The sequence below is a fragment of the Pseudomonas sp. LBUM1662 genome (assembly GCF_059695915.1).
This window is the reverse complement of sequence record NZ_CP166793.1, coordinates 840,549-853,672: the sequence shown is the minus strand read 5'-3', so window position 1 is coordinate 853,672 and position 13,124 is coordinate 840,549. Positions and strand designations below refer to the sequence as shown.

The window sequence follows — 13,124 nt, the reverse complement described above, 5'->3', positions numbered from 1 at the left end:
CAACCGACCCTGCCCCTGACACTGTCCAATCTCACCAGAAAAGTTCTCCGATAGCGCCACGCTCCCGGCGCAAAAAACACCTCGGTCCAATGTGGGAGCGGGCTTGCTCGCGAATGCGGTGTGTCAGTGAAATCAGTAGTGACTGACACACCGCATTCGCGAGCAAACCCGCTCCCACAGGGGATCTCCGGTGTTATTTCAGGCGGGGTAACCGGTGATTTTGCGGATGCTTTGGTACAACGGTTTGAGCTGACGGTACATGCGCAGGTAGACCTCTTTGTACAGTCGCTCATAGATCTGCTGCGCCTCAGGTTGCGGCATGAACACCGCACCGACCCGAGTCATGGCCGCGATCGCCGTGGGAAAATCCGCGTACAGACCCAGCCCCACCGCGCAGCAAATCGCCGCGCCCAGGCCGGACGCTTCGTACACATGCGGACGCTCGGCCGGCAGGCCAAAAATGTTCGCCGTGAGCTGCATCGCCGCATCACTCTGGGAGCCGCCACCGGCGACACGCAACCGCTTGACGGAGATGTTCGAACGCTTCTCGATCTTCTCCATGCCCTGGCGCAAGGCATACGCCAGCCCTTCGAGGATCGCCCGGTAAATGTGCGCGCGGGTATGCACGTCGCCGAAGCCGATCATCGCGCCCTTGGCTTCCACTCCAGGCTCGCGGATACCCGGCGACCAGTAGGGTTGCAGCATCAGCCCCATGGACCCCGGCGGTACGGCGTCGACCAGTGCATCAAAGAGTTCCTCAGGTTCTATGCCCAACGCTTTGGCCTGCTGCATTTCTCGCAGGCCGAACTCGTTCTTGAACCAGCTGACCATCCAGTAGCCGCGATAAATCATCACCTCGCAGTTGTATTGATCCGGCACCGCCGACGGGTAAGGCGGGATCAACGGGACGATTTCCAGGTAGCGTGACCGGGTGCTGGTGATCGTCGCCGTGGTGCCGTAGGACAGGCACACCGTGTCTGCGTCGACGACGCCGGAACCCACGACTTCGCAAGCCTTGTCGGCGCCAGCAGCGATCAACGGCAGGCCTTCGGGAATGCCGGTGTGACGGCTGGCCTCGGCGCTGATGTAGCCCAGGGTTTCACCGGGTTTGAGCAGGCTCGGCAATTGCTCGGGACGCACCGTTAGCGCCTGCCATTTCCAGTCGCTGGGCGCAGCCCATTTCAGACGTTTGAAATCGAACGGCAGGTAGCCGACGCAACAGCCCACGGAATCAACAAAGCGCCCGCACAGGCGATGAGTGAGAAACCCCGAGAGCAGCAAAAACTTGTCGGTCGCCGCCCAGACTTCAGGCTGGTGGCGGGCGATCCAGTTGGCCTCGGCCTGGGCGCGAAAATAATCCACGGTGGCTTGCGCGCCGACCAGTTTGAACAGCCAGCCCCACGGCCCCTTGATCCCGCCTTCGACTTCGCTCTGGCGTTGATCGAGCCACAGGATCGCCGGGCGCAACGGCTTGCCTTGGGCATCGACGTTGATCACGGTGCCGCGCTGGGTAGTCAGGGAGACGCCGGCAATCTGTGAGCGATCGATACCGGTTTGCTGCCACACCTGCTGGCAGGCCTCGCCCAGTTTCGCCCAGTAATATTCCGGGTCCTGCTCGGCCCAGCCGGGTTGAGTCGAGTAATAGGCCTGCAACTCGACCTTGCCTTTGCCCAGCAAATTGCCCTGCAGGTCGAAGAGCAGCGCGCGCACGCTCTGGGTGCCATTGTCGATGGCCAGCAGGTAACGCTTGTTCGGGTGGTTATCCATGGAGCTCTCTTCAATGGGCATCAATGCGCGGCATCCGGCAGACTGTGATGGCGTTGCCATAACGCCCGGTAACGCTGCAACTCCTGCTGCCAATGCTCGTCGTCCCAGCCGAGACGTGGCTGGCAGAGTTGGCGGATGGCTGCAAAGTATTCCTCGCCACCGTGCGGCAACAACAAGCCCAGCCGGGTTCGGCGCAACAGCAAGTCATCCAGGTGCAAAACCATCTCCGAATCACAGGCAAACGCCAGCTCCGCCCACAAGGTGTCCGTGGCGCCAACGTTGGCATGGCCCAGTTCCGCGATCAGTGTCGCCAGCCTCGGCAGGTCGCGGCCATGTCGCCCGGCCAGGCGCCGCCACTGGTTGCCACTGAGCCCCGCAATTGCCAGCGGCGGAACCACGGCAAACACCGGTGCGGCGTCGTCATTGAAGGGGCGCTCGAGCATGGTCGCGCAGGCCTTGAGCACTTCGATGGCCTGCGGGCGAAAGGTGGTCAGCTTGCCGCCGGCCAGGGTCACGCAGCCCGGCTCCTGCCACAGCACATGCTCTCGGGTTTCATTCGACGGTTTGCCTTGATGTTCACCCGGCGCGCTGCCCACCACCGGACGCACCCCGGACCAGGTCGACAGCACGTCGCCAGCGACTACTTCGGCTTGGGGAAACTGTTGAGTACAGGCTGCCAGCAGATAGTCGAGTTCATCAGCGCTGATGCTGGCGCTCTGGTCCAGATCGCCTTGATGATCGAGGTCCGTGGTGCCGACGACCGTGGCGCCCTCCCACGGAAAAACGAACACCGGTCGACGGTCGCGCTCGTGCAGGAAAGTGAAGGCCTGCGCCACCGGCAGGCGCCAGCCCGGCAGCAACAAGTGACTGCCACGTAACGGGCGTAACTGACGCGGGGCATCGGGCATGCGCAAGCGCTCGGCCCAGGCGCCGGTGGCCACGGCCAGCACGCCACAACGCAATTGCAGTGGCGCGCCACCTTCGCAGTCCTCGACCTGAACCCCGCACACCCGTCCCTCTTCACGCAGCAATTGCTGCACGCGCACGCCGTTGAGCACCACGGCGCCATCGGCCCGGGCTTCGCTCAATACGCGCATCACCAGACGGGCATCATCGGTCAGCGCATCGACAAAACAGGTGCCGCCCAGCAGGTCATGTTCCTTCACCCCCGGCGCCAGATAACGCAGTTGTTGCGCGTCATGAAAGCGATGGCTGCGCCGTCCGGCCAACGCGTCATAGACCGATAACAAACCACCCAGCACGCGAGGTCCGGGAAAGCCGCCACGGTAATGCGGCATCATGAAACTCATCGGCTCCACCAGCCCCGGCGCTTCGTCGAGCAGGCGCTGGCGTTCGCGAACCGAATCGCGGGTCAGGCGCCACTGGCCCTTGGCGATGTAACGCAAGCCGCCATGGACCATTTTCGAGGATCGACTGGACGTGCCCCAGGCAAAATCCCGTTGCTCCAGCAGCAGGCAACGCCAGCCACGGCGCGCGGCTTCGCGCAGGATGCCGGCGCCGCTGATGCCGCCGCCGATGACGATCAGGTCCCAGGTTTCATCCGCCAGCGTCGGCAGCACTTGCTGTCGCCACGCGGCGTTCCAGTTCGGGCTCACGGCCGTCACTCCTGCAACAGCGTGCCGGGGTTCAGTCGCCCGGCTGGATCGAAGTGCCGGCTCAGCGCCTGCAGGGTGTCCATCGCCAGCGCGCCCTTCTCGCGCAGCAGGTACGGCGCGTGGTCCTTGCCCACGCCGTGCTGATGGCTGATGGTGCCGTGGTTGTCGACGATGGTCTGGCTGGCCGCGTGCTTGAGCGCCTGCCAGCGGGCCAGCGTGGCGGGATAGTCCGCCGCAGGGCGAAACACATAGGTGGTGTAGATGCTCGAGCCTTCGCCGTAGACGTGGGACAGGTGAGTGAAGACATGCACCCGCTCGCCTTCAGCCGCCAAGGCGTCGCGCAGGCTGTTTTCGATCAGCGTGAGCAGGTTATCGACGTTGCTCCAGTCGGTGGCCGTTTCCAGGGTGTCGACCACATAACCGGCGTTCCACAAGTTCTCGCGCAGGTAGGGAAAACGGAAGCGGTTCTGCGCCCATTTCTTGCCGAGCAAGGTGCCGGTAAACACCCCACCGAACGCCTTCAGATGCTGGCGCGCCTGGCTCAGGGACAGCGCATTTTGTCGGCGATTACCGGTCACGCCAAACGTCAGCAGGCATTTGCCTTCACCCGCTCCGCGCAAGCTCAGATACTTTTCCAGCCAGGCGATCTGCTGCGGGTGACCGGCCAACGCCAGCTGGGTCTCGGTTTCCACCGCGTTGGACAAGCGCAGCATGGACAGTGGCACCCGCGCCTGGGCCAACTGGCGGATGGCTTGCAGCGCCTGGGTCCAACTGGGCAGAAACACGCCATAAAAACGCTCATCGGCGGGCAATGCGCTGACCCGAACCTTGACCTGGGAAATAATCCCGAAACGGCCCTCGCAGCCCAACACCACTTCGCGCAGATCGGGCCCGGCGGCCGAGGCCGGGAACGTGGCGATTTCCAAAGGTCCTGCAAAGGTTTCCAGGGTCCCGCCGGCAAACAGTTGCTCGATGCGCCCGTAGCGCAACGATTGCTGGCCACTGGAGCGACTGGCGACCCATCCGCCCAGGGTCGACAGCTCCCACGACTGCGGAAAATGCCCCAGCGTGTAGCCCCGGGCGCGCAGCTGACTTTCCACCTGCGGCCCCGTCGCGCCAGGGCCGAAGGTCGCCAGCAGGCTTTGTTCGTCGAGGTCCAGCAGGCGACTCATACGTGCCAGAGACACCGTCACCACTGGCCGCGCAGAACGTGGTGGGTTGATGTGCCCGGCCACCGAAGTGCCGCCGCCATAAGGAATCAGGCACAGGTCCTGTTCATGAGCGAGCGCCAGCAATTGGCGAATCTGTTCGGCACTCTCGGGAAAGGCCACGGCGTCGGGATAATTCCCCAGCGCGCCTTCACGCAGCGCCAACCAGTCCGGCAGGCTCTGACCCCGCGCATGCAGCAGACGATCCTGCGCAGCCACGCTGTACAAGGCGTGTTCCTGCAACCGCGAGGCCGGCACGCGGGCCAATGCCGTTTCCAGCGTGGCATCGGGCAACGCTCGACCGTCACCCAGCCGCTCGGCGAGAAAACTCGCGCCCTGGGCCGGCAGTTCGACCACCGTGGTTGCATCTCCCCAGCCGTTCCAGCGTCGCATGCGTGTGTCCTTTTGCGGTTCTTATTGGTGATATTTCAGGCCCCCATACTAGTCAGCCGGCCGAAAGTGTCACGGTCGCATCCGGCCAGTTCGAGTAGCCAATTGAGTCAAATGTCGCGCATACGTCAGCCATTTACTTTAGCCGTGGTTTCAAATTACCTTTCAGCGCATTCATCCGCGCACGCGGGCCTTGATCAAAGGAATACGATCATGCAATCCCTGGGCTTCACTTCCGTTCCGCCGCTGCTCAAATACCTGCGTCACGCCGAACAGCTGGGCATGGCCATCGAGCCTGCGTTGGCGGCGGCCGGGTTGCAGGCGCAGCAGTTGAGCGACAACAGCCTGCGGTTGCCGGGTGAAGCCCATGAACGCTTGCTCGATTATTTCTGCGAACACTCGGGTGATCCGTTGTTCGGTCTCAACGCCGCGCGTTTTGTGTTGCCCAACTCCTGGAGCGTGCTGGGTTACATCACCATGAACTGCGCGACACTGGGCGATGCCATGAGCCGCATCATGCCGTTCGAGAAACTGGTGGGCGACATGGGCGTCAGCCGCGCCGAGGTTCAGGACAGCCACGTGCACCTGATCTGGACCTGCCGCTATCAACGCCCGCGCATTCGCCGACACCTGGTGGAAAACGTACTCGGCTCCTGGCTGCAATACGCCCGCTGGATCGCTGATACACAGATGTCGCCGGCCGCCGTCTGGCTGGAACATGCACGTCCGGCCGACACGACGCTGGCGCAGTACGAGCAATTCTTCGACTGCCCGGTGCTGTTCGACCAGCCGTATTCGGCGCTGATTGTGCCGTTGCCGTATTTACAGTTGCCATTACGCCAGGCCGATGCGCAATTGCTGCGCACTCTGGAAGAACATGCCCAAGGTTTGATGGCGACGCTGGAGGACGCGTCGCTGGAACAGCGGGTCAAAAGCATCCTGCGCCAGTTGCTCAAGGAAGGCCTGCCACGCAAGGAGCAAGTGGCCGAGCATCTCGCCGTATCAGTGCGCACGCTGCAACGCCAGTTGCATCAGGCCGGCACGTCGTACCAGCAAATCCTCGACGACCTGCGCCAGGAACTGGCCGAGCATTACCTGCTCAACAGCACCTTGCCGATTCAGGACATCGCCCAGTACCTGGGTTTCACCGAACCGCGCTCGTTTCACCGTACGTTCAAGAGCCGGCGCGGGATGCCGCCCGGCGAGTTTCGCCAGACTTACCGGGTGTGACTGCACCGGCCTCTTCGCGAGCAAGCCCGCTCCCACACTCGATATAAGTCATACACAAAATAGGTGCTCACTGAGGTTCAGTGTGGGAGCGGGCTTGCTCGCGAAGGCGTCCGTCACAACAACGCAATAAACATCTTTCATTGCAGATGTTTAAAGACACTCAACGTTACGCGACAACGCCCACAGATCCTTGCGCCGCTGCCTACGACTACGCCAGAATCCGCCGGCTTGTGCGCTTGGGGGCTGCTCGGTAACTTGGATCGCGTCACTGATTCACAGTGATCGGGTTTAGCAGCCCGGATAGTTGCCCGGCCGTACGAGTCTCATCCAGTCAGGCATTTGCCTGCGCTTGATGGTGGCTGTGCGCATGGCACCTTCGGGTGCGCCGGGTTTGGGTGACTACCGGTCTGCTAACTTGCGCACAGCTGCCACCCAATTCGTTTAGCAGCGAGATGGACGCAGCCTTACTTGAGGTTAGTCCCCCATGTTAAAAGTTACGCCAAACCCACCGGACACCGATCCGGCCTCCCCCTACGAAACACCGGAATCAAAGAAATTCCACGAAGCCGCCGAGCGCGCGCTCAACCACTATCTGGGCCCTCCGGCCGCCCACATCATGGCCAAACCCTACCAACCCAACCGCCTCTACATGGCCAACCCGGAATCCGGTACTGAACCCTTGCTGACCGACGCCAGTGAAACCCTGGGCTCAGCCACCGTCATGCTCAACGACTTCGCCGCCTTGCTCGAAGGCTCGCACCGCAAAACCGTGCAAGGTATTGCCCAGGTGGTCATGGTGGCGGAAATGGCGGTCAATCAAGTGCTGGATAAATTAGTGCCCACTGACTGATCAATGCGTCCATGAACGAAAAAAGCCCGCAGCCAAACCAGAAGGGTTTGGCTGCGGGCTTTTTTGTGCCGCTTACAATTTTTCCGCTCAGAGGCTGATCGCGTTGGTGAACACCAACCGATTGCCGAACGGGTCGGCAATGGTCATGTCCTGGCTGCCCCACGGCATCGCCTGAATCTGTGGATGCGAAAACGCGTATTCCTTGGCGATCAGTTGCTGCTGAAACACCTCAAGCTCATCGGTCTCGATCCGCAAGGCCGACCCCGGTGTCGCATCGCCGTGGTGCTCGGACAGGTGCAACACGCATTCGCCACGAGACACCTGCAAGTACAACGGGAAGTTCGCTTCGAAACGGTGCTGCCAGTCGATCTTGAAGCCGAGGAAGTCGACGTAGAATTCCAACGCCTTGGCTTCATCAAAAATCCGCAGGATCGGGGTGGTTTTACCGAAGCTCATGCAGTTACTCCCTGACTGAAAAGACACCCGATTGTAGCTGGGTCGAATGTCAGCGCTTCGGCTTCGTGCCGGCTTTCTTTAATTGCAATGTGCCACCAGTGTGACAGACCACAAAGAATGCTCACTGAAACCCGTCACGCAAATCCCCTTCCCGCGCCAAAAACCGCCCTTCCCTTTTCCCGTTCGCCTGCCCTTCGCTGTAACTCAACACGCCGTTGACCCACACGCCGTCGATCCCTTCAGCCGCCTGTTGCGGGTCGTTGAAGTCCGCCACGTCGCGAATGGTCACTGGATTGAACAACACCAGATCAGCCCAATGCCCTTCGCGGATTTCGCCGCGCTCCTTCAAGCCAAACCGCGCCGCCGACAGCCCGGTCATTTTGTGTACCGCGGTGTGCAGCGGAAACAGCCCGACGTCGCGACTGAAATGTCCGAGAACGCGTGGGAATGCGCCCCACAGGCGTGGATGCGGGAACGGGTCTTCCGGCAATCCGTCAGAGCCGACCATCGAGAGCGGGTGCGCGAGGATTCTTCGTACGTCCGATTCATCCATTCCGTAGTACACCGCGCCGGCCGGTTGCAAGCGGCGGGCAGCTTCGAGCAAGGGCACGTTCCATTCGGCAGCGATGTCCATCAGGTCGCGACCGCCAAGCTCCGGGTGCGGCGTCGACCAGGTGATGGTGATGCGATGGGCGTCGGTGACTTGCTTGAGGTCCAGCGTCGAAGAACTCGCCGCGTAGGGATAACAATCGCAGCCTACCGGGTGAGTTTTCGCCGCTTCCTCAAGGGATGCCAGCACTTGCGGACTGCGCCCCCAGTTGCCGGCCCCGGCGCATTTGAGGTGGGAAATGATCACCGGGGATTTCGCATGGCGACCGATCTGGAAGGCTTCGTCCATGGCCTCCAGCACCGGTTCGAATTCGCTGCGCAAATGGGTGGTGTACACCGCGCCGAAAGCCGTCAGTTCTTCGGTTAGCTGCATCACTTCATCGGTGGAAGCCGAGAACGCGCTGGCGTACGCCAGGCCTGTGGATAAGCCCAATGCACCGGCCTCCAGGCTTTCGCGCAGTTGCTCGCGCATCGCGCTGATTTCATCCGCCGTGGCGGTGCGGAACAGGTCGTCGAGGTGGTTGCTGCGCAACGCGGTGTGGCCGACCAGCGCCGCCACGTTCAACGTGGTGTTCGCCGCTTCGACCGCTGCGCGGTAATCGCTGAACGTCGGATAAACAAAGGCTGCCGAGGTGCCGAGCAGGTTCATCGGGTCCGGCGGATCGCCGCGCAGGCTCACCGGTGACGCGCTGATCCCGCAGTTGCCGACAATCACCGTGGTCACGCCCTGGCTGAGCTTGGGCAGCATCTGCGGCTGGCGGATCACCACGGTGTCGTCGTGGGTGTGCACGTCGATAAAACCGGGCGCCAGCACGCGGCCGGCGGCGTCGATTTCTTCGGTGGCGGTGGCCTCGTGCAAGTCGCCGATACGTTCGATGCGGCCATTCAGAATCGCCACATCGGCGGGGTAACCGGGGCTGTTGCTGCCGTCGATGATCAGGGCGTTGCGGATCAGCGTGTCGTACATCATGTCAGTCTCCCAGCGGCAAGTGATCGTCGCCGCCGCGGTAATCGTCGAGGGCGAGTTTGATCCGCCGCAGACGTTCTTGATTGTTTTCAGGATTGGCCAGCGCCAGCTCGGTGGCAAGCACGTCGATGGCCAGCAGCATGCCGTAGCGCGCCGCCGTGGGTTTGTAGATGAACGAGGTCTCGACGCCTTGCAGCGGCAGCAGCACATCAGCCAATTGCGCCAGCGGCGAATCGGCGCGGGTGATGGCGATAATCCGTGCGCCATAGTTTCGCGCCAGTTCCACGGCTTCGATCAGTTCGGGGGTGATGCCGGTCAGCGAGCAGGCAATGACGGCGCGTTCGGCATCGAGGCTGGCGGCGGTGACGCGCATCATCACCGGGTCGTGGCACGCCGCAATCGGGTAGCCGAAGCGCACCAGGCGCACTTGCAGTTCATCGCTGCACAAGGTCGAGCAACCGCCCATGCCGAACGCATGAATCATCCGCGCCCTGCCCAGCAGTTTCACCGCATCGGCGAAACGCGACTCGTCGAACGCCGACAGGTGCTGACGCAGGGTCGACTCGATATCGCCGACGATCTGCCCGTAAAACGCCGACTGGTCGGGCGTGCCCGCCGGGTCGAGGAAACGGCTGCCGACGCCGCTGGCCTGAGCCAGTTGCAGGCGCAGATCGCGCAAGTCGCGACAGCCCACCGTGCGGGCAAACCGCGACAACGTGGCGGTGCTGACTTCCGCCCGCTGCGCCAGCTCATCGAGGCTGGCGGCGGAGGCAAAGCCGACGTCATCGAGCATCAGCCGAGCGATGCGTCCTTCACCGGCGCTGAAGGAATCCTGGCGGGCGCGGATCTGATAGAGGATGTCCATGGCAGGCGGCTCCGGTTAAATCAGGTAAGAAAGACCCACGGTCAGCGCAAAAGCCACCACCGAAATAATGGTCTCGAGCACGGTCCAGGTCTTGAAGGTCTGGGCAACGGTCATGTTGAAGTATTCCTTGATCAACCAGAAGCCGCCGTCATTGACGTGGGAAAAAATCACCGACCCGGCGCCGGTCGCCAGCACCAGCAACTCCGGATGCGGATACCCCAGACCGATGGCCACCGGCGCGACGATGCCCGAGGCCGTGGTCATCGCCACCGTGGCAGAACCCGTGGCGATCCTCATCAACGCCGCAAACAGCCAGCCCATAATCAACGGCGACAGGTGAAATTCGTGGGCCAGGCTGACGATCTGATCGGTGACCCCGGCGTCCACCAGGATCCGGTTCAAGCCACCGCCGGCACCGACCAGCAAGGTGATGCTGGCGGTCGGTGCCAGGCATTCGTTGGTGAATTTGAGGATCGATTCGCGGTTGAAACCCTGGGCGATGCCGAGGGTCCAGAAACTCAGTAGCGTCGCCAGCAACAAGGCGATCACCGAGTTGCCGATGAACAGCAGAAACTGGTTAAAACCGCTGCCCGGCGTGGAGATCAGGTTGGCCCAGCCACCGATCAGCATCAGCACCACCGGCAACAGAATGGTCGCCATGGTGATGCCGAAACCCGGCAGGCTGTCGCGCGGTTCGCGGTCGAGGAACTGCCGCTCCAGCGGGTTCTCCGCCGGCAGTTGAATGCGCGGCACGATGAATTTGGCGTACAGCGGACCGGCGATAATCGCGGTCGGGATGCCGATCAGGATCGCGTACATCAACGTCTGCCCCACCGACGCCCCATACACCTGCACCGCCAGCATCGCCGCCGGGTGCGGCGGCACCAGCGCATGCACCACCGACAGCCCGGCGACCATCGGCAAGCCGACCATCAAAATCGACACGCCCACGCGGCGCGCCACGGTAAAGGCGATCGGCACCAGCAACACAAAACCGACCTCGAAGAACAGCGGCAGCCCGACCAGAAACGCGATGCAGACCATCGCCCAATGCGCGTTCTTTTCGCCAAAGCGGTCGATCAAGGTCCGCGCCACCTGCTCGGCGCCGCCGGACTCGGCCATCATCTTGCCGAGCATCGTGCCCAGCGCCACCACCAGCGCAATGTGCCCCAGGGTCTTGCCGACCCCGGCCTCGTAGGCGCCGACAACGCCGGACGGCGGCATGCCCGCCAGCAGCGCCAGGCCGATGGACACCAGGGTGATGACGATGAACGGATTGAGTCGGTAACGGGCGATCAGAACGATCAGGGCAATGATGGCGATGGCGGCATACACCAGCAGCCAATAGCCGAAGGACAGGGTCATGCGGTACTCCTCGAAAGGGTCACGTCGAATGGATTGTGAAACTCTTAAATCATTTCGAGGCGTGATTTTCAAACGAGGTGAAAGTTATTTTCGTGTAGAGGTAAGGGATGTCGCGCAGAGGTATGCGACGTCGGTGGATATGAAAATCAGGCAAGCGGATTTACATCGCCCTCACGCTGATCGTTCCCACGCTCTGCGTGGGAATGTAGCCGGGGACGCTCTGCGTCCCGAAGCGGACGCGGAGCATCCGGTGAGGCATTCCCACGCAGAGCGTGGGAACGATCTGCGGGAGGGTATTCAGTCGTGATTCACGCGGGCACGCTTGAGCAGTTTCTTGCAGCGCTCGGACAAATGCAGCACGCGCAGATGCTTGCCGGCCTTGGCATAACGCTCACGCAGCGTTTTGAGCGCGGCGATGGCCGAGTAGTCGACAAAGCTCAGGTGGCGGCAGTCGATGGTCACCACAGGCGGATCGTTGGCAGGATCGAACTGATTGAGAAACGGCGTAGTCGAGGCAAAAAACAGCGTGCCATGCAGGTGATAAAGCTTGCTGCCATCGGCCTCGACATGAGCGTCGGCATACAGCTCACGAGCCTGCTGCCAGGCGAAGTTGAGCGCCGCGATGATGATCCCGCACAGCACAGCGGTGGCCAGGTCGGTGAACACCGTGATGACCGTCACCGCGACGATCACCAAGACATCGTTCAGCGGCACCTTGTTCACCACCCGCAACGAAGCCCAGGCGAACGTCTGCTGCGATACCACGAACATCACGCCGACCAGTGCGGCCAACGGGATGCGCTCGATCAGCGGCGACAGAAACAGAATGAACAGCAGAATCAGCACCCCAGCCACCACGCCGGACAGGCGACCACGACCACCGGAGCTGAGGTTGATGACGGTCTGACCGATCATTGCGCAGCCACCCATGCCGCCAAACACGCCGGAGACCATGTTGGCCGCGCCCAACGCCACGCACTCACGATCCGGGAAACCACGGCTCTCGGTGATCTCGTCGGTGAGGTTTAGCGTCAGCAGGGTTTCCAGCAGGCCGACCAGCGCCATCAAGATCGCGTAGGGCGCAATGATGCGCAGGGTCTCCAGGCTCCACGGAATGTCCGGCAGCGCAAAGGTCGGCAAGCCGCCGGCGATGTGCGCCATGTCACCCAGGGTGCGCGTCGGCAGGCCAAGCAAGTAAACCGCCAGCCCGACACTCAGGATCGCCACCAGTGCCGGCGGCACGGCACGCGTCAGGCGCGGCAGCAGGTAAACGATCGCCATCGTCACCGCCACCAACCCGGTCATCATGTACAACGGCGTGCCGCTGAGCCAGGTTTCGCCCTCCTTGAAATGTTCAAGTTGCGCCAGCGCAATGATGATCGCCAGGCCGTTGACGAAGCCGAGCATCACCGGGTGCGGCACCATGCGCACCAGCTTGCCCAGCCTCAGCAGCCCGAACGCCAGCATGATCAGGCCCCCGAGTAACACCGTCGCGAGCAGATACTGCGCGCCGTGCTGCACCACCAGCGCGACGATCACCACCGCCATCGAACCAGCCGCACCGGACACCATGCCCGGACGTCCGCCGAAGAGCGCGGTCAGGGTGCAAATGATGAACGCCCCGTAAAGCCCCATCAGCGGATTGAGGTGAGCCACCAGCGCGAAGGCAATGCATTCGGGGAGCAGGGCGAAAGAGGTGGTGAGTCCGGCCAGGACATCGGCGCGCAGACGTTTTGGTTTCATGGAGGGTCGGACACAACAGGGAAAGAGGGGGCGGATGTTACGGAATTGAGCACGGCCC

At 62.4% G+C, this 13,124-nt stretch carries 10 protein-coding genes; 2 read left to right on the top strand and 8 right to left on the bottom strand.

Features of this window, described 5'->3' with window-relative positions:
- Positions 1–198 precede the first annotated feature (198 nt).
- The 3 genes from ACA049_RS03655 to ACA049_RS03645 are packed head-to-tail and all read right to left on the bottom strand — an operon-like array spanning position 199 to position 4,984.
- Positions 199–1,767, bottom strand: a complete 1,569-nt coding sequence (locus ACA049_RS03655; protein WP_497333216.1) for an FGGY-family carbohydrate kinase — start codon at positions 1,765–1,767, stop codon at positions 199–201.
- Positions 1,768–1,787: 20 nt separating this feature from the next.
- On the bottom strand, positions 1,788–3,383 hold the full coding sequence (locus tag ACA049_RS03650) for a glycerol-3-phosphate dehydrogenase/oxidase (protein WP_497333214.1): 1,596 nt from the start codon (positions 3,381–3,383) through the stop codon (positions 1,788–1,790).
- Between the two features lie 5 nt (positions 3,384–3,388).
- Positions 3,389–4,984, bottom strand: coding sequence for an FAD-binding oxidoreductase (locus ACA049_RS03645; protein WP_497333212.1), 1,596 nt, complete (start codon positions 4,982–4,984; stop codon positions 3,389–3,391).
- Positions 4,985–5,194: 210 nt separating this feature from the next.
- On the opposite strand from ACA049_RS03645, the gene gliR reads away from it, so the two are divergent.
- Positions 5,195–6,211 (top strand): AraC family transcriptional regulator GliR, encoded by a 1,017-nt coding sequence (gene gliR, locus ACA049_RS03640; protein ID WP_497333210.1) that lies wholly within the window; start codon positions 5,195–5,197, stop codon positions 6,209–6,211.
- Positions 6,212–6,695: 484 nt separating this feature from the next.
- Complete coding sequence (locus ACA049_RS03635; RefSeq protein ID WP_497333208.1) at positions 6,696–7,061, top strand: DUF6124 family protein; 366 nt, start codon at positions 6,696–6,698, stop codon at positions 7,059–7,061.
- An 87-nt stretch (positions 7,062–7,148) separates the two neighbouring features.
- Here ACA049_RS03635 and ACA049_RS03630 read toward each other — a convergent pair whose 3' ends face one another.
- The 5 genes from ACA049_RS03630 to ACA049_RS03610 form a co-directional block, all read right to left on the bottom strand.
- A complete protein-coding gene (locus ACA049_RS03630; RefSeq protein ID WP_497333206.1) occupies positions 7,149–7,517 on the bottom strand; it encodes a glyoxalase superfamily protein in 369 nt (122 codons plus the stop codon).
- 121 nt (positions 7,518–7,638) lie between these two features.
- Positions 7,639–9,096, bottom strand: coding sequence for an N-acyl-D-amino-acid deacylase family protein (locus ACA049_RS03625; protein WP_497333204.1), 1,458 nt, complete (start codon positions 9,094–9,096; stop codon positions 7,639–7,641).
- A 1-nt stretch (position 9,097) separates the two neighbouring features.
- On the bottom strand, positions 9,098–9,958 hold the full coding sequence (locus ACA049_RS03620; protein WP_497333202.1) for a MurR/RpiR family transcriptional regulator: 861 nt from the start codon (positions 9,956–9,958) through the stop codon (positions 9,098–9,100).
- 15 nt (positions 9,959–9,973) lie between these two features.
- Positions 9,974–11,323 carry a GntT/GntP/DsdX family permease gene (locus ACA049_RS03615; protein ID WP_497333200.1) on the bottom strand — a complete coding sequence of 450 codons (1,350 nt, stop codon included), beginning with the start codon at positions 11,321–11,323 and terminating at the stop codon, positions 9,974–9,976.
- Positions 11,324–11,620: 297 nt separating this feature from the next.
- Entirely contained in the window at positions 11,621–13,066 is a 1,446-nt protein-coding gene (locus ACA049_RS03610) for a SulP family inorganic anion transporter (RefSeq protein ID WP_497333198.1), read from the bottom strand.
- Positions 13,067–13,124: the final 58 nt, after the last annotated feature.